Origin of the sequence: Paraburkholderia sp. 32, from assembly GCF_050435345.1 — a bacterium.
In the GTDB taxonomy this organism is placed as follows: Bacteria; Pseudomonadota; Gammaproteobacteria; order Burkholderiales; family Burkholderiaceae; genus Paraburkholderia; species Paraburkholderia tuberum.
In genome coordinates this window covers 16,978-39,644 of sequence record NZ_JBNDKD010000003.1, presented here as the reverse complement: position 1 = coordinate 39,644, position 22,667 = coordinate 16,978, and the positions used below count along the sequence as shown (strand labels likewise).

The window sequence follows — 22,667 nt, the reverse complement described above, 5'->3', positions numbered from 1 at the left end:
ACCCCTTAGAAGAATTCCAGATAACTTTTCATTTCCCAGTCCGAGACATGACGCATGTACTCGAGCCATTCCATCCGCTTGAGCTTGACGAATTCGTCGGCGACGGGGCCGAGCGCATCGCAGATCAGTCGATCACTTTCGAGTGCGTCGAGCGCCTGTTCGAGGTTCTGCGGCAGGATGCCGATCTGGTGCTCGCGCAACTTCGCGGGCGACCAGTCGTAGAGGTTTTCATTGGCCGGCGCGCCCGGAGACAATTCACGTTCGACGCCGTCGAGACCCGCGGCGATCACGGCGGCCGTCGCGAGATACGGATTGCATGCGCCGTCGGGCAGACGCAGTTCGATGCGCTCGCCGGGCATGCGCACCATCGTCGAGCGGTTGTTATCGCCATAGCTGATGTAGGCCGGCGCCCATGTCGCGCCCGTCAGCGAGCGGCCCACCACGAGACGCTTGTACGAATTGACGGTCGGATTGCATAGCGCGGCGAGTGCCGGCGCATGCGCGAGCAGTCCCGCGGTGAACTGGTAGCCGAGCGTGGACAACCCCATGCCGAGCTTGTCGCTTTTGTCCGAGAACAGATTGCGCTCGCCATCGCCGATCGACATATGCATGTGCATGCCGTTGCCCGGACGGTTCGCGAACGGTTTGGGCATGAACGAGCAGATCATGCCTAACTCGTTTGCGATCTCGGAGGCGGCCATCTTGAAGAACACGTAGTGATCACACGAAGTCAGGCAATCGGTATACGTGTAGTTGATTTCGAACTGGCCGTTCGCGTCTTCGTGATCGATCTGATAGACGTCGATGCCGACCGAGCGCATCGATTCGGTGAGCCTTTCCAGGAAGACCCGCGTACGCGACAGTCCCTTGTAGTCGTAGCACGGCTTGGCGAGCGTATCGCTCGGGTCGCACGGTTCGATCGCGCCCGTCACCGAGCGCTTGAGCAGCGAGAACTCCGGCTCCAGTCCGGTGAAAAGCGTCCAGCCGCGTTGTGTCATGCGCGCGACCTGCTTCTTCAGCGTGACGCGCGAGTCGTATGCCCACGGCTGCCCGTCGACGTGGCCGTCGCAGACGATTCGCGCGAGACCGTCCTGCCAAGGCACCGGCGTGAGCGTCGACAGATCGCCCACCGCCATGTAGTCCGGACCGTTCGGCTCGATGCCCACGCCCCAGATCGCGAAGCCCGCAAAGCCGGCGCCCGCCTTCAGCACACCCTTGAGATGCGCGACCGGGACCGACTTGGCCTTCGCGACCCCGTGAATATCCACGAATTGCGCCAGCACGTATTTCACGCCGCGTTGCGTGAGATAGTCCTGGGCCTCCTCAGCCGAGCCAAAGCGGGGCACGCTACCCAACTCGTTGACCGGCAGCTTGCTCGCATCGTTCAGGTTCATCGTCACTCCTTGCACCACCATCGCTGGCTGATTGGCGAGTCATGCCCCATTGCACGACCCCACTGCGAGCCTGTTCGCAGCATCAATACGAATTTATTACCGTGCAACAATAGTTCCCAACAAGAAACATTCAGGGCGCAATGCGGCCTTTCTTATCTGCTACCCTCACGCCTTTCAACGAGGTTCAACCATGCAAAACGGCGAAGACAGCAAAAACTCGCTCGAACGCTATCTGGGTGCCACGATCCGCGAACTTCGCCAGCGCCACGGGCTGACCATCGCCCAGGTGTCGGAGCAGGCCGGGATCAGCCGCGGCATGCTCTCGAAGATCGAGAACGCCCAGACTTCCACCGGGCTCGACGTGCTCAACCGGATCGCCAATGCGCTCGGTGTGTCGATGTCCACCCTGTTCCGCCGCTTCGACGTTCCCGAAGGCGGCGCCCAGCTCGTGAAGAAGGGCGAAGGCATGGAGGTGGTCCGTAAAGGCACCAAACGCGGCCACACCTATCACCTGCTTGCCTACGACCAGGGCCCCAAAAAACTGTTCGAGCCGTTCCTGATCACGATGGACGATGAATCGGAAACCTTCCCCGTCTTCGAACACCAGGGCACCGAGTTCATCCACATGCTCAAGGGTGTCATCGAGTACCGGCACGGCCAGCAAACGTACATCCTGCATCCCGGCGACACCCTCACCTTCCAGGCCGACGTGCCCCACGGTCCCGAGCGGCTGATCAAAATGCCGATTCAGTTCCTGTCCATCTTCGTGTACGGCGAAGGTGACCGGGACTGATGCGCCTTCATTCGCCGCTACCTCTTATGCAACCTCCATGCCATGATTACCCGCAGGAACATAAGATTCATGATGGGAAACACTTTGGGCGAACCGACGGCATGAAACGGGTGACTTCCGCGGATCCTCACCGCATCAAAGCAGTGCGGTTTACCGACCTGCGCGGTGCCTCGCTGCACAGGAACGGCACCTCGGGTTCAGATACATCAACAGCATGACTTATACAAGTGGTCACAGGTGCTCGAGCGCATTCAGCGCGCCGCCCACCATGCGTTGCAGCGTCGGTTGAAGCGCCGCGGCGCGCGCGTCGTGATAGGAGAACGGCGCGTCTTCATTCATGTAGATGCACTGACACATTTCAAGCTGAACCGCGTGGATACCGCGCTCGGGTTCGCCATAGTGACGCGTGATATAACCACCCTTGAAGCGCCCGTTCGCGACCCACGTATAGGCGCTGTCCGCAGCGGCTCGTTCGGCTGCGTTTTGCACGAGCGCGTTTGCGGTGCGGCCGTCTTGCGTCCCGAGATTGAGATCCGGCAACTTCGCGTCGAAAAGGCGCGGCAGTACGCTCGCGATCGAATGTGCTTCCCATAACAGTACATTCGGATGCCGCTCGCGCAGCCTCGCCAACTCCGCTTGCAATGCCGTGTGGTATGGCTGCCAATAGGCAGCCACGCGGCGTTGCTTCTCCGCCTGATCGGGTTCCTGGCCGGGCCGGTAAACCGCTTCGCCCCGAAACGTTTCCGTCGGACAAAGGCCCGTCGTCGTTTGGCCGGGGTACAGACTCTCGTCGTTCGGCGGCCGGTTCAGGTCGATCACGTAGCGCGAGAGTCGCGCACCCAGCAAGGTCGCGCCCAGCGCTTTCGCAAAGTCGTAGAGACGGTCGAGATGCCAGTCGGTGTCCGCCACACTCAGTGCCACCTCCGAATACCCATGCTTCAACGACGACGGAATCTCCATGCCGAGATGCGGGATCGAAATCAGCAATGGCGCATCGCCGATATGCAGCTTGTAAAGCTCGCTCATCGTTGACTCCTTTAAGTTTATTTCTCAGCGCAGCGCGCCATCGGGCAAATGCGGCAATACGCGGGCCAGCGCCGGCCGGATACTGTGATCGAGCACGCCACGTGTGAGTGTGATGATCTCCGACGCGAAATCGTCCCATTCACCCTGACGATGCAGCAGAAAAAAATCACGACGCCCAAGACGGCTATCGGGCAGCGGCAATACGGCAATGTCGTCGAGATAATGACGCGCCTGCCACAAACAGAGCGGCGTCGAAATGGCGAATCCGAGCCCTGCGGCCACGAGACTCAATAGCGGATCGGTCGCGTCGAATTCATAGCGCCGCGCGCTCTCTATGCCAAGATGCCGCGCGAACCGCTCAACCTGCTGGCCGATCACGGAGCGCGCCGTATAGCGGATCAGCGGCAATTCCACTGCGAGCGTGCGCCAGTCGACGTTCTTGCGCTGATCGAGATAACGTCGCGCCACGACGGCCACGAAGGCTTCCGAAAACAGCGGGACTTCGACAATCCGTGCGTCGCTCAATAACGTCTGCGTGCAGATCGCCACGTCCAGTTCACGGTCGTGCAGCTGCTTGCTGAGGCCCGGCGTCAGACCAGACCAGAGCGAGATCTGCCGCGCCGAGCCCGATACCGCCCGGATCAGTTCGGGCCCCACGGTGGCCGCGAACGAATCCACGCAACCGAGCCGCACCGGCAGCTTGCCTGCATGCGACGCATCGCCGACGCGTGCGCTCACCATCTGCGCATGTTCGATCAACGGACCGGCCAGTTCCAGCAATGCGCGTCCAGCGATATTGGGGCGTGGCGGCCGGCTTTCGCGATCGAACAGATCGACGCCTTGATCGCGCTCCAGCGCGCTAATGGCCTGGCTGATCGCGCTCTGGCTTACGCCCAACTGCTTCGCCGCGCCCGTCATGGACCCCGCCTCGCAGACTGCGATGAAAGCCTGCAACGCGCGCAGGTCGATGGGAGGTTGGGTTCGTCGCATGAAAACTCCGCTGGTTATCGCGTCTGGCGCCTTTCGCCTTCTTGCCCTCTTTTGTCACGGAAGAGCGTGCATGATGCTTTTTTTCTGCCGGCACTTGCCGACCATGAGCAATCCACGGTCTGCACCATAAGTTTGCCTAATACAAAAGTCCCGTGGGGTTCGGTTGCCTAGAATCGGCTCCATCTTCAACGCAGAGGTTCACATGAGCCATTACGATTTTGTTGTGATCGGAGCCGGTGTGATCGGAGCCTCGGTAGCCCATCATCTGGCCGCGCTCGGCGCGAAAGGCGTGCTTGTGCTTGAACGCAGCACCATTGGCGCGGGCACGACGTCACAGTCGTCCGGTCTGTTGCGCACCCATTATTCGGTGAAACAGAACGTCGAACTGGCTCGCTCGTCGTGGTGGGCTTTCAACAATTTCGCCGAATATGTTGGCGACGACGAAGCGTCGTGCGGTCTCGTCAAATGCGGCTACATGATTTCCGCACCGGACGGCGGCAAGATCGATCCGCTGCGCGCGTCGTTGACCGCACAGCAGGACATGGGTATCGAGGTCCAACTGCTGGACCGGGCCGAGGCGCGCGAACGCCTGCCGATCGCGCAATTCGACGACGCCGCGTTGATCGGCTACGAGCCGGAAGCGGGCTTCGCCGACGCGTATCTGGTTGCGACCAGCTTCGCTCGCGCGGCGCGCCGGCAAGGCGTCAAGATCATGGAGGGCGTGAGCGTCACCGGCGTAGTGCGCGAAGGCCGCAAGGTGGTTGGGGTTCAGACGTCGGCGGGCTCGTTCAGTTGCGGCGCGCTGATCAGCACGCAGAACATCTGGACGCCGGAGATGGCCGCGTGGATGGACGTCGAATTGCCGGTCAAGCCTGAACGTCATACGGTGCTTGCACTGGAATGCGACGCAGCCGCCTATTCGTTCAAGATGCCCGCGTTCAAGGATCTTGGCTCAGCCGGGATGCTTTACTACCGCAGCTATGGCGGCAGCCAGATGCTCGTGTCCGAAGGCGTGGTCGGCGAAACGTTGAATGCGCCGGAGACCGAGCAAGGCGATATCTCGCTCGATTACGTCGGAGAAGTCGGAGCGCAAGTCGCCGAACGCTTTCCCGCTTATGAGACCGCAGGTCTGGCGTCGTCATGGACGGGTGTGTACGACGTCACGCCCGACTGGAATCCGGTGCTCGGCTCAGTTGGCGATATCGAAGGACTGGTGGTGGGATTCGGTTTCTCGGGACACGGTTTCAAGCTGTCGCCGGGGGTCGGTAAGATTCTCGCGCAGCATGCGCTCGGACTGCCCACTGACGTTTCGCTGGACCCCTATGCGTTGAGCCGGTTCGCGAGCGGCGCGCTGCTGGTCGGCAAATACGGCGCGGGCGCCGTGTCCTGATCCGGAGCCTATCCACATGACCATTCGAATTCTCGTTCCCGTCAAACGGGTCGTCGATGCCAACGTGCGCGTGCGGGTCAGCACGAGCGGCGCGATCGACACAACCGGTTTGAAGATGTCGCTCAACCCCTTCGACGAATGCGCGGTCGAAAAGTCGCTGCAACTCAGGGAGGCAGGCGTGGCCTCCCAGGTAACGGTGGTGACGTGCGGCCAGTCCACCAGCCAGGACGTGTTGCGCACCGCCCTCGCGATGGGCGCCGACGACGCCGTGCTGATCGACACTGGCGCCGCCAGCGCCACCGTGGACTCGCTGGCCGTCGCGCGCTCGCTGCGCGCGTACATGGCAACGAGCGACTTCGGCCTCGTCCTATGCGGCAAGCAGGCAATCGACAACGACATTGGCGGCGTCGCCGCCATGCTCGCGGCGTTGCTTGGCTGGTCCCAGGCGCTGAACGCAAGCGCGTTGTCCGCACGCGACGCTCACTGGCAGGTGACGTGTGGCGATGACGGCGGCACATCCGTGTGGGAACTGGACGGTCCGAGCGTTATCAGCGCGGACTTGCGTCTGGCCGAGCCGCGTCGCGTCACGCTGCCGAGCATCGTCAAGGCGAAGCAGAAACCGCTTGTGACGATCGACGGCGCATCGCTCGGCGTAGATCTGACGCCGAGCACGACGATCGTCGAACTGCGAGACCCGCCTGTGCGCGAGGGCGGCATCAAGGTCGCGAATACCGTCGCGCTGCTGGATGCGCTCGCCGCACAGCGTCCGTTGGACAACCTGGGAGCACCGGTATGAGAAGCCTTGTGGTAGGGGAATGGGAGCATGGCGAGCTCGCGGAATCGACGCGGCGCGCCGTCACTGCGGCGTTGCAACGTGGTTTGCCGGTCGACGTCCTGGTACCGGCAGCAGGCGCCCACGCTGCGGCCAGCATCACCGGCGTGGAGCGCGTGCTCGCCATCACGGGCGATGTGGCTCATGTTCAGGTACCCGAAACGCTCGGCATGCAGCTTCAGGCCGTCTCTCACGATTACACGCTGATCGTCGCGAGTCACCGCAATCTCGGCCGCAGTGCGTTGCCGCGTGCCGCTGCGCTAACCGATGGCGCGTTTCTCGCGGACGTGACCGGCATCGACGCGCAAGGCCGCTTCACGCGAGGTCTTTATGCGGGCAGCGTCATCGCCAAAGTATCGGTCACAGCGCGCGTGACGTTTGCCACGGTACGAACCTCATCTTTCGTTGCGGCGCGGGCATCGGGCGGTGCCGCCGCGATTGTCGAAACGGAACCGGTCGCCGCGTTCAAGAAAACGAAGCTACTGGAGCGCCAGGCATCCGGACAATCCGGACGCGATCTGAGCACGGCACGTGTCGTCATCTCGGGCGGCCGCGGACTGGCATCGAAAGACAACATGGTCCGTCTCGGCGAGTTCGCCGATCGCATAGGTGCCGCACTCGGCGCATCGCGAGCCGCCGTGGATGCGGGTTATGCGCCGAACGCCACGCAAGTGGGACAGACCGGCAAAACCGTCGCACCCGATGTGTACTTCGCATTCGGCATTTCCGGCGCGATCCAGCATCTGGCCGGCATGAAGGATTCGAAGGTGATCGTCGCCGTCAACAAGGATCCGGACGCGCCGATTTTTTCGGTGGCGGATTACGGCATCGTCGGCGATCTGTTCGATGTATTAAGTGAACTCGAAGCCCACGCCGGCGCAGGGGCAGCGTGATGGAACTCGACCTTCCGAACCCCATCTCGCGCTATAGCGGCGAAGCGCTGGGTCATCTGAAAACGCATCGTGCCGACGACAACCTGCCGTCGGTCCGCTTTCTCGACTGCACGTCGGTCTCGCCCGAACCATGGGTCAACGGCGGCGGTACGACCCGCACCCTCGCTCGTGGTGCGAATCCGGCGGGCGTAGCCGACTGGCGCGTGAGTCTGGCGGACCTTAAGGGCGCCGCGCGGTTTTCGCAATTCCCTGGCTTCGAACGCACGCTGCTGCTGATCGACGACGGCACAGTCGATCTGCATTCGCAGGATGGCCAGTTGCTCGCGCGAACCGGCCAGCCTGTGCAGTTCTCCGGCGACCTGCATGTATGGGTCAGCTTGCCGACGAAGCCCGTTCAGGTACTCAACGTGATGGCCCGGCGCGAAGCCTGCCGCACGCAAGTCAGTGTAGCGACGAACGCGCTGCGGATCACGCCAGCAAGCGTGCAACTGTTGATCAGTCTCTCCGGACGATGGAGCCTGTCGAGTGAGTTGCTGAAGAACGTCACGCTGTCGCCGATGCATGGCATCTGGATCGAAGGCCGAAGCGAGGAGCTGGATCTGCATCATGTCGGCCCCGGCGCAAAGCTGGTGTCGATTGCGATCGAACCGAACGTCCGGACGCCCGCGCAATAAGGCATTCGACCATGCACAACCTCATTGAGCAGTACGGTCCTCGCGAGTCGATGGAATATGACGTCGTCATCGTCGGCGGCGGCCCGGCTGGGCTGTCCGCGGGGATCCGCCTGAAACAGCTGGCGGCGGAAAAAAGCGTCGAGCTTGGCGTGTGCGTCCTCGAAAAAGGCTCAGAGATTGGGGCGCATATTCTGTCCGGCGCGGTGATGGACCCGCGCGCGCTGACCGAGCTGATCCCGGACTGGAAGGAAAAAGGCGCGCCGCTGACGGTCGACGTGACCGAAGACCGCTTCCTGTTCCTCTCGGAGACGGGCGCGAAGAGCGTGCCGACCTGGGCGCTGCCGGACAATTTCAAGAACCACGGCAACTACGTGATCAGCCTCGCGAACGTGACGCGCTGGCTGGGTCAGCAGGCCGAGGCGCTCGGCGTCGAGATATTCCCGGGCTTTCCGGCGGCCGAAGTGCTGTACAACGACGACGGCTCGGTCAAGGGCGTCGCGACCGGCAACCTCGGCATCGGCAAGGACGGCGAACCGACCGAAAACTTCCAGCTCGGCATGGAGCTGCACGCGAAGTACACGCTGTTCTGCGAAGGCGCGCGCGGCCACCTCGGCCGCCAGCTGAACGAGAAGTTCAAGCTGCGCGACGGCGTCGATCCGCAGGTGTACGGCATCGGTATCAAGGAGCTGTGGGAGATCGATCCCGCCAGGCACAAGCCGGGTCTGGTGATGCACACGGCCGGCTGGCCACTCGAAAACGACACGTACGGCGGCTCGTTCCTCTACCACATGGACAACAACCAGGTCGTGGTCGGCTTCGTGGTCGGCCTCGGCTATTCGAATCCGTATCTGTCGCCGTTCGAGGAATTCCAGCGCTACAAGACGCATCCGGCGATCCGCGCGATTCTCGAAGGCGGCAAGCGCGTGTCCTACGGCGCGCGCGCGATCACCGCGGGCGGCCTGATGTCGTTGCCGAAGCTGGTGTTCCCGGGCGGTGCGCTGGTCGGCGACGACGCGGGCTTCCTGAACGCGTCGCGCATCAAGGGTTCGCACGCCGCGATCAAGACCGGCATGCTCGCCGCCGATGCCGCGTTCGACGCCGTGCAGGCCGGCCGTCAGGCCGACGAACTGAGCGCCTACCCGGAAACCTTCAAGACGTCGTGGCTGTACACCGAACTGTATCGCGCGCGTAACTTCAAGCAGTGGATGAGCAAGGGTCTCTACCTTGGCACGCTGATGGTCGGTCTGGAGCAGACGCTGCTCGGCGGCAACGTGCCGTGGACGCTGCACCACCAGCATTCCGATCACGAGATGCTGAAGCCGGCTTCGCAGTGCAAGCCGATCACGTATCCGAAGCCGGACGGCAAGCTGACGTTCGACCGGCTCTCCTCGGTGTTCATCTCGAACACGAACCACGAAGAAAACCAGCCGGCGCACCTGACGCTGAAAGATCCGACGGTGCCGGTGAACGTGAACTGCCAGACCTACGCGGGGCCGGAGGCGCGTTATTGCCCCGCTGCAGTGTACGAGTTCGTGAAGAACGACGATGGCAGCGAGCGGCTCGTCATCAATGCGCAGAACTGCGTGCACTGCAAGACCTGCGACATCAAGGACCCGACACAGAATATCGTGTGGGTCGTGCCGGAAGGTGGCGGCGGCCCCAATTATTCGAACATGTGACCATGTCAAATTAGAAAGCGGCTTCAACTTTGAAGCCGCTGTCTCGTAAACACTGACGAATCAACAAGCATTTGCCACCACCATGGCACAGGGCCTTTTCAACGTATTACAAAGAAACGAGAGTAAGCGGTTCGCGCCGACGGTCGCAGGCAGTGACTGACATAAACATCAAAGCAGCCTCTTGAACGGCACTAGACCTTCATGATCTCGCTTGCGCAATACGGACCTCCGCAAGCCTATCCGCCGTCTAAGCCCTCGACAATCGACACTTGCGCGATGCAGTGTCCGTCTCGCGCCTGCTTGGCCGACTGATATTCGGGTGAACTGTAGCAATTCAGCGCTGTTTGCATGTCGCTGAACTGGATAACCACGTGGCGCTCGAACGACTCCCCTTCGAGCACTTTCGACGCGCCTCCACGCGCCAGGAAAACCGCCCCGAATTTCTTGAATGCCAGCGGTGCGATGTCGGTGTAATCCTTGTATTTCACAGGGTTGAGCACGGTGACATGAGCAATCCAGTATGCAGTCATCTTTCCTCCTTTCCACCTTCAAAGATCTCTTAGCCATTACCGCCTGACACGCCGACGTCGAATTTCCGGCTCCTTCGCGCGACGCTCGTCAGTGCACATTGACCCTCGCACGAGTGCATTTGATGTCCTGAGCGCGGGCGACGCCATTTTCTGGGCCGCCATCCGTGCGCTAGGGTTAACACTCATGGTACGCCGTACTATGGCATACCACAATACTTTACATCAACAACTGACCTTGGGACACCTTGCCATGAGCCTGATTCGCAAATCTATTCTCCATGTCGAGACGGTCTTCGTGGATGGCGACAAAGCCGCCGCGAAGCCGCTGAAGATGATCGGCGCGGCGGCCGTCATCAAAAACCCGTGGGCAGGCCGAGGCTATGTCGAAGATCTGTCGTCCGAGATTCGCGCAATCGCGCCGCAACTCAGCGAGCACCTCACGAAGCTCATCCTTGACGAGGCGGGGTCAGGCGAAGCGGTCGAGGCGTTCGGCAAGAGCGCGATTGTCGGCCTCGACGGTGAGCTCGAGCATGCGTCCGCGCTGATCCACACGCTGCACTTCGGCAACATCTATCGCACGGCCGTCGGCGCCAAGTCGTATCTGGCTTTCAACAACACGCGCGGCCCGGCAAATGCGCCGCTGCTGATCCCGATGATGGACAAGAACGACGAAGGCCGCCGTTCGCATTACCTGACGCTACAGTTCGCGATCGCCGATGCGCCGGCGCCGGACGAACTGGTTATTGCAATTGGCGGATCGACCGGCGGCCGTCCGCATCACCGCATTGGCGATCGTTACAAAGATCTGGCAGAACTCGGAAATGACCTCAACAATCCTGCATCTGTCAAGTAATCGCGTCGCGCACTATCTCGAGCAGGGAACTGGGGAGCCACTGGTCCTGATTCATGGGGTGGGCATGCAGGCGCGTGCGTGGCACCCGCAGATCGACGATCTGTCGGCCGAATTCAGGGTAATTTCGGTCGATATGCCCGGGCACGGCACGAGCACCGCGCTGGACGTGAATGCCGGATTGCAGCAATTCGTGAATTGGGCCATCGAATTCATCGAAGCACTGGACGCAGGCCCCGTCAATCTGGCGGGTCATTCGATGGGTTCATTGATTGCCGCGGGCGTGGCCGTCACACGGCCCGATCTGGTCAGGCGCGTAGCCGTTCTGAACGGCGTGTATCGTCGAACACCGGAGGCCCGCGACGCCGTACTGCAACGCGCGGCCGAACTTCGATCGGGAACCATTGACGTCGAGACACCGCTCAAGCGCTGGTTCAATGCCGGGGAAACGCAGCACATCGCGGCGCAAAAGGTCGAGTCCTGGCTGAAATCCGTCGATCTGGCAAGTTACGCCACGGCCTATACGGCCTTCGCGAGTGGCGATGAAGTGTATGCCGACGGCTGGCATACGATTGCCTGCCCTGCTCTCGTGCTCACCGGTTCGGATGATGCGAATTCGACCCCGGAGATGGCAGAACAGATGGCCAGTGCCGCCCACAACGGTCGTGCCGTCGTAATCCGCAACGAGCGCCATATGGTGAACCTGACCGCCCCCGAGGAAGTCAATCGCGCCCTGCGCGTCTGGCTGCAGACCGAGCATCTCGCCGAAACGTTGAAATCGGAAGTGTGATATGACCCAAGAGACCGCCAGAATCAATCCTCGTGAACTGCGCGATGCATTCGGCGCCTTCATGACAGGCGTCACGATTGTGACGACGGCAGGAGACGACGGCAAGCCGCTCGGCTTTACCGCAAACTCGTTCTCGTCAGTTTCGTTGGACCCGGCCTTGCTGCTCGTGAGCATCGCAAAGACGTCGAGCAACTACCAGACGTTTTCCACGACGGGACACTTCGCCATCAACATTCTCGCGGAAGGCCAGAAGGATTTGTCGAATACCTTCGCGCGGCCCAGCGACGATCGCTTCGCCGACGTGAACTGGCATCTGAGCGCGAACAACAACCCGCTCATCGGCGACGTCAGTGCGTGGTTCGACTGCACAACGCACACGGTGATCGATGCGGGCGACCACGCGCTCATCGTCGGCAAGGTCGAGGCATTCCACTCTGCTGGCTACGCGGGCCTCGGCTATTACCGCGGCGGCTATTTCACGCCCGCCAAGGTATCGGCCGAAGTGATCGCCGGCCCGAAAGTCATCGTGAGCGCGATCATCGCGCGGGACGACAAGGTGCTGCTCACGCGCGACGCGGACAACAGATGGCGTCTGCCTTCGAAAGAAATCGGCAAGGAAGGCGCCGACAAGGCACTCGCCGAGATCTTCGCGAAGTACCAGCCGGACGCATCGGCAAGCTTCATCTATTCGGCGTACAACAACACCGAAACCCACTACCAGTACATCTCGTTTCTCTGCAGCGCGCCGGATGAGGCCGCTGTTGCGGGCGAATTCGTGAGCCTCGACGAGATCGGCTCGAATCAGTTCCAGGACGCCGCCGTCGCCAGCATGCTCGAACGCTACCGCAAGGAAAGCCAGTTGAAGAGCTACGGCATGTACTACGGCGACCATAGCCAGGGCACCGTCCGCCCGCTTCTTTCCTGAAAGGTTACCCCATGCGTTTTTCACTTTTCGTGCACATGGAGCGCGTCTCCGACCAGACCAGTCAGAAACAGCTTTATGACGAGATGGTCGAGCTTTGTCAGATCGCGGACCGGGGCGGCATGCACGCCGTCTGGACCGGCGAGCACCATGGCATGGACTTCACGATCGCGCCCAATCCGTTCCTCAACCTCGTGGATCTGGCCAACAAGACCCAGAACGTCAGGCTGGGCACCGGCACGGTCATCGCGCCATTCTGGCATCCGATCAAGCTTGCTGGCGAAGCGGCGATGACCGACATCATCACCAACGGCCGTCTGGAATTGGGCATCGCACGCGGCGCGTATTCGTTCGAATACGAACGTCTGCTGCCGGGCCTCGATGCATGGGGTGCCGGCCAGAGAATGCGCGAACTCATCCCGGCAGTGAAAAAACTGTGGGAAGGCGATTACGCGCACGAAGGCGAGTTCTGGAAATTCCCTTCGACAACTTCGTCTCCGCTACCGCTCCAGCAGCCGCACCCGCCACTCTGGGTAGCCGCCCGCGACCCGAACAGCCACGAGTTCGCCGTGGCGAACGGCTGCAACGTCCAGGTCACGCCGTTGCATATGGGCGACGAAGAAGTCGAGAAGCTCGCCGGCCATTTCAACGCGGCATGCGAGAAATTCAGCGACATGCCTCGCCCGCAGATCATGTTGCTGCGCCACACCTATGTCGCGAGCAGCGAGGACGACGCGCAACTGGCGGCCGACGAAGTGAACGTCTTCTATAACTACTTCGGCGCATGGTTCAAGAACGAACGTCCGGTGAGCCGTGGCATGATCAAGTCGCTGAGCAAGGAAGAAATCGCCGCTCACCCGTTCTACACGCCGGAAGCCATGCGCAAGAACAACGTCATCGGTACGCCCGATGAGGTGATCGCGCGCCTGAAGGCATACGAAGCGCTCGGCTTCGACGAGTATTCCTTCTGGATCGACACCGGCATGAGCTTCGAGCGCAAGAAGGCGTCGCTCGAACGGATGATCAACGACGTGATGCCGGCCTTTCAGTGAGGGCGTAATTCCATGAGTTTTCATTTTCAGCTTTATATCGACGGCCAGTTCGAATCGGGCGCCGCGACGTTCGGAAGCGTGAACCCGGCTACGGGCGAAGTGTGGGCGCAGATGCCCGAGGCCAGGAACGACGAGGTCAACCGCGCCGTGGACGCCGCCAGCCGTGCGCTGACCGATCCTGCGTGGGCCGGCATCACCGCGTCGGCCAGAGGAAAACTGCTGTACAGGCTTGCCGAACTCCTCGAAAAGGCTGCGCCGCGACTCGCTGAAATTGAAACCAACGATACCGGCAAGATCATCCGCGAGACGTCCAGCCAGATCGCGTACGTGGCGGAGTACTACCGCTATTACGCGGGCATTGCCGACAAGCTCGAAGGCAGCCATATTCCCGTCGACAAGCCGGACATGCAGGTCTGGCTCGACCGCCAACCCGTTGGCGTGGTGGCCGCGATCGTTCCATGGAATAGCCAGTTGTTCCTCTCCGCAGTGAAGCTCGGGCCGGCGCTTTCCGCCGGCTGCACGGTGGTGCTCAAGGCATCCGAGGAAGCGCCCGGCCCGTTGCTCGAATTCGCTCGCGTGGTCCACGAAGCCGGGTTCCCTCCGGGTGTCGTCAACGTGGTCACGGGCTTTGGCGCGCAATGCGGCGCCGTGCTCAGCAGCCACCCAAAGGTGGACAAAGTCGCCTTCACGGGCGGCCCCGAAACCGCGAAGCATATTGTCGCGAACACGGCGAATAACCTCGCCAAGGTTTCGCTGGAGCTGGGCGGCAAATCGCCGTTCATCGTATTCGCTGACACCGACATTCAAAGCGCCGTGAATGCACAGGTCGCGGCCATTTTCGCTGCCAGCGGTCAGAGCTGTGTCGCGGGCTCGCGTCTGTTGATCGAAGCATCCGTCAAGGACGAGTTTCTTGCGTTGCTGGTCGAACGCGTCTCGCGCATTCTCGTCGGCTTGCCCAACGACATGGCAACGGAATACGGGCCGCTTTGCACCGAGCGGCAACTGCGTAATATCGAGTCGGTCGTTGCAAGCTCCGTGCGCCAGGGCGCCAAAGTGTTGACGGGGGGCAAGGCTATCGAGCGCGCCGGCTTCTACTACGCGCCCACGATTCTGGACTGTACCGGTGTCGCGAACGCGGACAGTATTACGACGGAACTCTTCGGGCCGGTGCTTTCGGTGGATACGTTCGCCACCGAACAGGAAGCAATCGAAAAGGCAAACAGCACAGCCTACGGTCTTGCAGCCGGCATCTTTACTACCAATCTCACGCGTGCCCATCGCGTTTCAAAGCGCGTTCGATCGGGCATCGTCTGGATCAACACGTATCGGGCGGTTTCGCCGCTCGTCCCATTCGGCGGCTTCGGACTGTCGGGGCATGGCCGTGAAGGCGGATTCGCCGCTGCGCTCGAATACACGACGACGAAGTCCGTGTGGCTTCGCACCTCGGACGACCCGATCAGCGACCCGTTCGTGATGCGCTAGACGGGCGCGCTCCCCTGCCGTATCGATTCAAAGCCGTAAAGGCTGCGCTGTCGCCACACGCATTGCGTTCGTGGTGCGGCGCAGTCTGGTATAAAAATGGAGACATGATGACAAACCCGGCGAACGATAACAGCGTTCTGACCATCGAAAGCAACTCGATCGAGTATGTTGCGCCGGAAAACCGGCACGGCAAACCGGTCGATCTCTTCACCTTGTGGTTCTGCACGAATGTCGCGCCGCTGGCCGTGATTTCCGGCGCTACCTCAGTGCTGATCTTCCACCTGGATCTGGTGAGCGCCATTCTTGCCATCGTCGTCGGGCAATTCTTCGGCGCGATTTTCCACGCCCTCACCTCCGCGCAGGGGCCGCTCGTCGGCGTGCCGCAGATGATTCAGAGCCGTGCGCAATTCGGCCGGTATGGGTCGTTGCTCGTGGTGGGATTCACCACGCTGATCTATCTCGGGTTCTTCGTTTCGAACATCATTCTCGCGGGCAAAACGCTGCACGCCGCTATCCCGTCGGTTCCCGTGCCGGTTGCGACAGTGATGGGCGTCGTTCTCGCGACGCTGGTCGGCGTGATCGGCTATCACTTCATCCATCGCTTCAACAAGGTTGGTGCGTGGTTCATGGGCAGCGCGCTCCTGATCGGCATGATCCTGATGGCGCCGGGCTTCGACGCCCACGTCTTCCAGCAGGGCCATTTCGATCTCTCCGGCTGGTTCGCGATGTTCGGACTCTGCGCGGTGTGGCAAATCAGCTTCGCACCGTATACGTCCGACTATTCGCGCTACCTGCCGAGCTCCACCGGGTTCGTCAAGACCTTCGCATTCACCTACTTCGGCACGTCGCTGGGAACGATCTTCGCATTCGTGTTCGGCGTGGTCGCCGTGAGTACCGGCCATACCACCGACGCCATGCAGGCCATCCGCACGCAGACGGGCATGTTCGGCTATGTGCTGATCTTCCTCTTCCTCGTCAACATCATCGGCCATAACGGCATGAATCTGTACGGCGCTGTGCTGTCCTTCATCACCGCCGCGCAAACGTTCCGTCCGCACTGGATGCCTGGCCGCAACGTTCGCGTCGTCGTGTCGACGATCCTGCTGATCGGGTCCACCGTCACCGCGTTGTGGGCGTCGAGCAACTTCATCGCGATCTTCCTGAATGCAATCTTCGCGATGCGCATCGTGCTCGCGCCGTGGATTGCGATCAATCTCGTCGACTTCTACCTCATCAACAAACGACACTACCACGTCGCTGAAATCATCAGCAGTGACGGCGGCATGTACGGCTCGTTCAATGTGACGGCGATCGCACTGTACGTCTTCGGCATTGCGGTTCAGGTGCCGTTCATGGAAGAGAGCTTCTTCCACGGCCCTTGGGCGTCGCTGCTTGGCGGTGCGGACGTTTCCTGGATGGTCGGCCTCGTTGCGACGGCGCTTGCCTACTACCTGCTCGCGCCGACCAACGGTTCACGCTCCCCGCGCCGCGCTCCAGCAGGCGCCACGGCGTCCGAGTAACCGCGCCCGTTGAATCGCGTTTATTGATTTGCGATCTTCAGCCGGCTCGTTGCTGCAACGAGCCGGTTCTGCGTTGCCGCTACGGTCTACGCGTGTTGCCCAGCGTGATCCGCGAGATTGAATACCGCAACGGCATTTTTCAGATCCATCGCGTGGTCTTCCAGCGACTGGGCCGCCGCGGCAGCCTGCTCGACGAGCGCCGCATTCTGCTGCGTGACCTTGTCCATCAGGTTCACAGCCTGGTTCACCTGCTCGATGCCCCTGCTTTGTTCGTCGGATGCTGCCGCGATCTCGCTTACGATGTCGGCCACCTGCCTGATCGCGAGCTTCACTTCGGTCATCGTGCCGCCTGCGTTATGCGCCCGCCTCGCTCCGCTCTGGATTGTCTCCACCGATGACCCGATCAGTTCCTTGATTTCCCGCGCCGCTGTTGCCGAGCGCTGGGCGAGCGCGCGCACCTCGTTCGCCACGACGGCAAACCCGCGTCCCTGATCACCTGCGCGCGCGGCTTCGACCGCCGCATTCAAGGCCAGGATGTTCGTCTGGAAAGCGATGCCTTCGATCACGCCGGTGATTTCCGAAATCTGGTCCGAGCTGCCGCTGATGCGTTCTATCGTCTCGACCATGCCGTGCACCGCTTCATTGCTTGCGTCCGCCATGCTGGACGCGCGCGTCGCCAGTGTACTGGCCTGACGTGCGTTGTCCGCATTCTGGCGCACGGTTTCGGTCAGTTGCGTCATGCTCGCGGCCGTCTCCTCCAGCGAACTCGCCTGCTCCTCGGTGCGCGAAGACAGGTCGAGATTACCAACGGCAATCTCGCTGGACGCAGACGCAATGCGATCGGCGCTGGAGCGAACTCCGCCCACGATGCCCGCGAGACTCTGGTTCATCGCCTTCATGGCCAGCATCAATTGTCCGGTTTCGTCCGTCGACGTCGCTTCGATGCGATTCGTCAGATCGCCTTCGGCGACACACGTCGCCACCGATACGGCCTGTTTCAACGGCCGGGAAATCGTGCGCGATAGCCATCGTCCTGCGAGAATCGACGCGAGCACGGCAATCAACGACGCGCAGAGCACGCTAGCGTAAATCGAGGTGCGCAGCGTATCGAGCTGAGCACGATTCGCCGCCACTCTCTGCTGCTCATAGCTTTCCAGCTTTCCGACCGCCGCAATCAGTTTTTCGGTTCCCAGATATGAGCCGAAACTTTCGGTCAACGCGGAGAGGTCGCTCACGTTCACCGAAAAAGCGTCCACCTTCTTGCGCATATCCACGAGCGGGTAGACGACCGTTCTTACCCACGCGTCGTATTCCCGCTGACCTTCGTTGACCAGTGCCGCACCTTCGGGCGTGGGATCCATCGCGCGGAGCTTCGTCAATTTTTCGCCAAAGTCTGGGCGGTGATCGACGATCCATTGCCTGTGTGACGCCTTCCCGTTGAGGTTGTTCGCCAGAACCGCCCAGATGATGTTGAGATAGTCGCCCGTCCCGTCTTTCAAAAGACGCAACATCTGTTCCGATGCTTCGATCTCTTTCTGCTTCTGATCAATGGCCCGAACGCTGTAAAGACAAACGCACGCGCTGACAATAAAAACGAAAATCGCGCCTGAAAACGCGATGAAGATCTTGCTGGAGATGGAGACGCTTTTAATGATTTTCATGTTGAAACTGGCAAGTTGTGGTTGTAGTTCAGTCTCGTATCGGCCTTGTGCGATTGCCCGGTACCATCAGCACGGCGATTGCCGCCAGCAGACCCGCGGCAGCGAACACAAAGAAGTTCCACGCGAGCACGACGTCCCATTGCGCCAGAACGCCACCGATCAATGGTCCTGCGATCGCGCCGAAGCGTCCTATGCCGAGCGCCCAGCCGATTCCCGTCGCCCGACTGTGAGGCGGGTAGTACTGCGTGATATAAGCGCCAAGCAGCATGGTGTTGCCGATCGTGCCAACCCCCGCGATGCTGACCAGCACATACGTGAGCACCACGCCATGGGCAAACGGCAACGCGCATAGGCTCGCAGCCGCCAGCAGATACAACACGCTGACCACGCGTTTCGAACCGATGCGATCGGCCAACGCACCGCCGGACAGCGAGCCCAGCGCGGCGGCAAGATTGAGCGTCATGAGCAATGCGAGGCTCGACCCGAGCGGATAGCCCGCCTTGCGCATGAGTTGCGGCAGCCACGTGCTCAGGCCGTACAGGAGAAGCAGGCCCATAAACATCGCGAGCCAGAACGCCAGCGTGGCATGAATGAAGGAGCGATCGAACAACGAACGCACAGGCGCGGGGGCGCTTTTTTCAGCGATACGTACTGCGTCGCCGCCGCACTCGTTTTCAAGCCACGCGTGCCGGATCCGCAGCGCACGCGCCAGCGACCGCGCTTCGTCAAAACGTTTTCGTGCAATGAGGAAATCGATCGACTCCGGCAACGAAGGCCCCGCCGCGAGCACCAGCAGCAGAGGCAGCGCGCCCAGGCCGAACAGCCATCGCCAGCCATGCGTCGGCAACCAGGCGATCGCGAGCAGCGCGACGAGAATGCCGCCGAGCGAATAGCCGGTGTAGATCAACGCGTAGTTGAACGAGCGCCGGTGCGGTGGAGAATATTCGACGGTGAGCGCCGCGGCGGTCGGCACGACGCCGCCCAGCCCCAACCCGCCCACGACACGCGCGACGACGAAGACCGTGGGCGTGGGCGCCAGCGCCGCCGCAGCCATCATGGCCGAGAACAGCGCCACGCTGCCGAGTAATACCCAGCGCCGGCCGATCAGGTCGCTCACCGTGCCGGCACACATCGCGCCGATCATCATGCCCGCTAATGAGCAACTCGCAATCGCGCCCAACTGGAATGGCGAGAGCGACCAGTTCGTGCCATGCGTCAGCATGGGCAGCACGGCGCCGTAAATTGCGACGTCGTAACCTTCGGCGAGGATCATCGCCAGACAGATCGCGACGACGCGTATCGTTACCGGCAACGATATGCTCACCGCGCCGGGTTCGGTGCGATCGAGCGCCGTGTCGTGCAAACGGGCCGCGCCCGCTTCATTGTTTCCGGATGACCAGGTATTCATGTTCGAGCGTCCGCTTTTGCACCCCGCTTTTTTCAGGTCAAACCGCCATGCACAGATATTTGATGACGACATAATCGTCGATGCCGTAGTGCGAACCCTCGCGCCCCATGCCCGACTGCTTCACGCCACCGAACGGCGCGACTTCGTTCGAAATCAGGCCCGTGTTCACGCCGACCATCCCGTACTCCAACGCTTCCGCAACCCTCCAGACGCGGCCGATGTCCCGGCTGTAGAAGTACGATGCGAGACCGAACTCGGTGTCGTTCGCGAAGCCGATCACCTCGTCGTCGCTGCTGAATCTGAAGAGCGGCGCGAGTGGGCCGAAGGTCTCGTCTTTCGCGACTTGCATCGCCGGGGTGACGTCCCGGAGCACCGTCGGTTCGAAGAAGCCGTGGCCGAGCGCATGACGCTTGCCGCCCGTGACGACGGACGCGCCCTTCGCGAGTGCATCCGCGATATGGGCTTCAACTTTCTGCACCGCTGCCTCGTTAATGAGCGGGCCTTGCGCGACATCGGGTTCGGTGCCGCGTCCGACCTTCAGGCGGCTGACCGCTGCGGCGAGCTTTTCCGCGAACTGGTCGTACACGGTGTCGTGCACGTAGAAGCGGTTCGTGCACACGCACGTCTGCCCGCTGTTGCGGTACTTCGATGCGATGGCACCCTGGACGGCCGCATCGACGTCGGCATCGTCGAACACGATGAACGGCGCGTTGCCGCCGAGTTCGAGCGACACTTTCTTGACCGTCGACGCGCACTGGCTCATCAACAGGCGGCCCACCGGCGTCGATCCCGTGAACGAGAGCTTGCGCACGACGGGATTCGACGTCAGCTCCGCACCAATCGCCTTCGGGTCGCCCGTCACCACGCTGAACACACCGGACGGCACGCCCGCACGCTGGGCCAGCACGGCCAGCGCCAGCGCCGAGAACGGCGTCGCTTCGGCGGGTTTGACGACGATGGTGCAACCGGCGGCGAGCGCGGGTCCAACCTTGCGGGTAATCATCGCGGCCGGGAAATTCCACGGCGTGATCGCGGCGCACACACCCACCGGCTCCTTCACCACGACGATGCGCTTGTCGCTCGACGGCGTCGGAATCGTATCGCCGTACACGCGCTTGCCTTCTTCCGCAAACCATTCGAAGAACGACGCGGCATAGCCGATTTCGCCCTTCGCTTCCGCAAGCGACTTGCCCTGCTCCGTCGACAGGATCAGCGCAAGATCATCGGCGTTCTCCATCATCAGATCGTGCCATTTGCGCAGAATGGCGCCGCGTTCTTTCGCGGTCTTTTTGCGCCACGCGGGCGAGGCCGCGTTCGCTGCGTCGATCGCCTGACGTGTTTCGCTCGCGCCCATCAAAGGAACGTTGCCGACGATCGCGCCCGTTGCGGGATCGCGAACCTCGAATGTTTCGGCGTTGGCTGCGCTTTGCCATTCGCCGTTGACGTAGGCCTGTTGTCGAAACAGCAGCGGATCCTTCAACTGGGTTGCCAATTCCATGGTCATTCCTAAAGGGGTTGCAAAAAAGTGTCGCGCGACCCGCTGCAAGCCGGATCGCGCGAATTCATACTCGGGGCGACATCGTGCTCCGCGTGAGGACGGAGCCCACCACGATCAAAACTGGTGATACATGCCGATGCGCACAGCGGTTTGATGATTGTTCGACGAAGCCGAAGCGACTGCGCCATCGAAGATGTCGGCATTCGACGCCGCGCCCGCTGCCTTTTGCCAGACGCCCATCGCGTATAGCGAGGTGCGCTTTGACAAGGCATAGGCCGTCGTGAGTCCCACCTGGTGGTAAATCGGAATCGACTGGTCGTAGCCGACGTTGCCGTGCGTGTACACGTACTGCGCACCGACGTACCACGCCGACGTCAGGTTGTAGCGGCCCCACGCTTCGTAGTTCGCAAAAATCACCGTGCCCTGCGTGCCGTTGGCGTCGTTGAACTTCGTGTCGGTGTAATCCAGACCGAGCGTCGCCGAACCCAGCGCGTAGTTGATCGCCGCACCGAAGATCTGCTCATTGGCCGGATTGCCCACGTAGCTGAACGGGCCGCTCGCGCCAATCGCCGCGCCGGTGGTGTTGCTCACGTAATTTCCGTCGGTCAGAAGTGCCGCGGGATGCTTCGCGTACAGGTAAGCGCCCGCGATGTCGAACCCGCCAAAAGCGTAATTCGCCCCGAGGCTCCACAAGCCGGTCGTTCCACGGCCGGGCGCGTTCGTATTGGTGAACGAATAGAGGCCGCCAAAGGTCAGGCCGCCGATCTTCGGACTCGCGTATTTGATCGAATTGTCGACGCGAAAAGAGTTGTCCGTGTTGTCGATGTCACCAGCATGAACGAGCGGTCCCCCGAGTTGTCCGGGCGCGGTGAGCGGTTGCAGATAATCGACCACCGAATCGTACTGGCGCCCGAGCGTGACCGTGCCGAGATGCGCATCCGAAAGCCCTACGTAGGCCTGACGGCCGAACAGGCGTCCGCCCTGGCGGCTTTGGCCGTTTTCCGTGCTGAAACCCGATTCCAGCTTGAACAGCGCGCTCAGACCGCCGCCGAGATCCTCGCTGCCCTTCAAACCCCAGCGGCTGCCATAGACGCCGTCATACGTACCGTCGCGCATGCGCCAAAGCGAATGGCCGCCGCTGTTGCTGACGTAGTCGATGCCCTCGTCGATCACGCCATACAGCGTGACGGACGATTGCGCGTGCGCGTTCAACGCGACGAAAGCGCTCCCCGCCAATAACCACATAGCAATGTTCTTCTTTATCACGACGTTTCATGCCTTCT

The 22,667-nt window shown here is 61.6% G+C and carries 20 protein-coding genes; 12 read left to right on the top strand and 8 right to left on the bottom strand.

All coding sequences use genetic code 11. The features are described from left to right. Positions 1–5 precede the first annotated feature (5 nt). On the bottom strand, positions 6–1,394 hold the full coding sequence (gene glnT, locus OKW26_RS22750) for a type III glutamate--ammonia ligase (RefSeq protein ID WP_429355303.1): 1,389 nt from the start codon (positions 1,392–1,394) through the stop codon (positions 6–8). 190 nt (positions 1,395–1,584) lie between these two features. On the opposite strand from glnT, the gene OKW26_RS22745 reads away from it, so the two are divergent. After that, complete coding sequence (locus tag OKW26_RS22745) at positions 1,585–2,187, top strand: helix-turn-helix domain-containing protein (RefSeq protein WP_184063039.1); 603 nt, start codon at positions 1,585–1,587, stop codon at positions 2,185–2,187. Positions 2,188–2,418: 231 nt separating this feature from the next. On the opposite strand, the gene hutG is transcribed toward OKW26_RS22745, so the two are convergent. After that, positions 2,419–3,213, bottom strand: coding sequence for an N-formylglutamate deformylase (hutG, locus tag OKW26_RS22740; protein WP_184063041.1), 795 nt, complete (start codon positions 3,211–3,213; stop codon positions 2,419–2,421). Between the two features lie 24 nt (positions 3,214–3,237). Then, positions 3,238–4,203, bottom strand: a complete 966-nt coding sequence (locus OKW26_RS22735; protein ID WP_184063043.1) for a LysR family transcriptional regulator — start codon at positions 4,201–4,203, stop codon at positions 3,238–3,240. Between the two features lie 202 nt (positions 4,204–4,405). Between OKW26_RS22735 and OKW26_RS22730 the strand changes: the two genes are divergently transcribed. Genes OKW26_RS22730 through OKW26_RS22710 form a run of 5 tightly spaced genes read left to right on the top strand, consistent with a single transcriptional unit; the run spans position 4,406 to position 9,671 of the window. Then, positions 4,406–5,593, top strand: coding sequence for an NAD(P)/FAD-dependent oxidoreductase (locus OKW26_RS22730; protein ID WP_429355302.1), 1,188 nt, complete (start codon positions 4,406–4,408; stop codon positions 5,591–5,593). A 22-nt stretch (positions 5,594–5,615) separates the two neighbouring features. Next, positions 5,616–6,389 carry an electron transfer flavoprotein subunit beta/FixA family protein gene (locus OKW26_RS22725; RefSeq protein ID WP_429357120.1) on the top strand — a complete coding sequence of 258 codons (774 nt, stop codon included), beginning with the start codon at positions 5,616–5,618 and terminating at the stop codon, positions 6,387–6,389. Further along, on the top strand, positions 6,386–7,318 hold the full coding sequence (locus OKW26_RS22720) for an electron transfer flavoprotein subunit alpha/FixB family protein (RefSeq protein ID WP_429355301.1): 933 nt from the start codon (positions 6,386–6,388) through the stop codon (positions 7,316–7,318). Before OKW26_RS22725 ends, OKW26_RS22720 begins: the two co-directional genes overlap by 4 nt. Further along, positions 7,318–7,992 carry a HutD/Ves family protein gene (locus tag OKW26_RS22715; protein ID WP_429355300.1) on the top strand — a complete coding sequence of 225 codons (675 nt, stop codon included), beginning with the start codon at positions 7,318–7,320 and terminating at the stop codon, positions 7,990–7,992. The genes OKW26_RS22720 and OKW26_RS22715 overlap by 1 nt, the downstream gene beginning before the upstream one ends. Positions 7,993–8,003: 11 nt before the next feature. Continuing rightward, on the top strand, positions 8,004–9,671 hold the full coding sequence (locus OKW26_RS22710) for an electron transfer flavoprotein-ubiquinone oxidoreductase (protein WP_429355299.1): 1,668 nt from the start codon (positions 8,004–8,006) through the stop codon (positions 9,669–9,671). A gap of 236 nt (positions 9,672–9,907) precedes the next feature. Here OKW26_RS22710 and OKW26_RS22705 read toward each other — a convergent pair whose 3' ends face one another. After that, a complete protein-coding gene (locus tag OKW26_RS22705) occupies positions 9,908–10,201 on the bottom strand; it encodes a DUF1330 domain-containing protein (protein WP_429355298.1) in 294 nt (97 codons plus the stop codon). Positions 10,202–10,451: 250 nt separating this feature from the next. Between OKW26_RS22705 and OKW26_RS22700 the strand changes: the two genes are divergently transcribed. From OKW26_RS22700 to OKW26_RS22675, 6 genes are all read left to right on the top strand, one after another. Further along, positions 10,452–11,054, top strand: coding sequence for an amino acid synthesis family protein (locus OKW26_RS22700; protein WP_184063051.1), 603 nt, complete (start codon positions 10,452–10,454; stop codon positions 11,052–11,054). After that, a complete protein-coding gene (locus OKW26_RS22695) occupies positions 11,023–11,841 on the top strand; it encodes an alpha/beta fold hydrolase (RefSeq protein ID WP_429355297.1) in 819 nt (272 codons plus the stop codon). The genes OKW26_RS22700 and OKW26_RS22695 overlap by 32 nt, the downstream gene beginning before the upstream one ends. 1 nt (position 11,842) lies before the next feature. After that, positions 11,843–12,766: a flavin reductase gene (locus tag OKW26_RS22690; protein WP_128598349.1), complete on the top strand. Its 924-nt coding sequence runs from the start codon at positions 11,843–11,845 to the stop codon at positions 12,764–12,766. An 11-nt stretch (positions 12,767–12,777) separates the two neighbouring features. Beyond that, positions 12,778–13,815: an LLM class flavin-dependent oxidoreductase gene (locus tag OKW26_RS22685; RefSeq protein ID WP_102633969.1), complete on the top strand. Its 1,038-nt coding sequence runs from the start codon at positions 12,778–12,780 to the stop codon at positions 13,813–13,815. Between the two features lie 12 nt (positions 13,816–13,827). Further along, entirely contained in the window at positions 13,828–15,297 is a 1,470-nt protein-coding gene (locus OKW26_RS22680) for an aldehyde dehydrogenase (RefSeq protein WP_429355296.1), read from the top strand. 107 nt (positions 15,298–15,404) lie between these two features. Further along, positions 15,405–16,817 carry a purine-cytosine permease family protein gene (locus OKW26_RS22675; protein ID WP_429355295.1) on the top strand — a complete coding sequence of 471 codons (1,413 nt, stop codon included), beginning with the start codon at positions 15,405–15,407 and terminating at the stop codon, positions 16,815–16,817. Between the two features lie 86 nt (positions 16,818–16,903). On the opposite strand, the gene OKW26_RS22670 is transcribed toward OKW26_RS22675, so the two are convergent. From OKW26_RS22670 to OKW26_RS22655, 4 genes are all read right to left on the bottom strand, one after another. Then, a complete protein-coding gene (locus OKW26_RS22670; RefSeq protein ID WP_429355294.1) occupies positions 16,904–18,478 on the bottom strand; it encodes a methyl-accepting chemotaxis protein in 1,575 nt (524 codons plus the stop codon). A 28-nt stretch (positions 18,479–18,506) separates the two neighbouring features. Continuing rightward, positions 18,507–19,886, bottom strand: a complete 1,380-nt coding sequence (locus tag OKW26_RS22665) for an MFS transporter (protein ID WP_429355293.1) — start codon at positions 19,884–19,886, stop codon at positions 18,507–18,509. Between the two features lie 37 nt (positions 19,887–19,923). Then, complete coding sequence (gene gabD / locus OKW26_RS22660) at positions 19,924–21,384, bottom strand: NADP-dependent succinate-semialdehyde dehydrogenase (RefSeq protein WP_429355292.1); 1,461 nt, start codon at positions 21,382–21,384, stop codon at positions 19,924–19,926. Between the two features lie 114 nt (positions 21,385–21,498). Beyond that, complete coding sequence (locus tag OKW26_RS22655) at positions 21,499–22,629, bottom strand: porin (protein WP_429355291.1); 1,131 nt, start codon at positions 22,627–22,629, stop codon at positions 21,499–21,501. Positions 22,630–22,667: the final 38 nt, after the last annotated feature.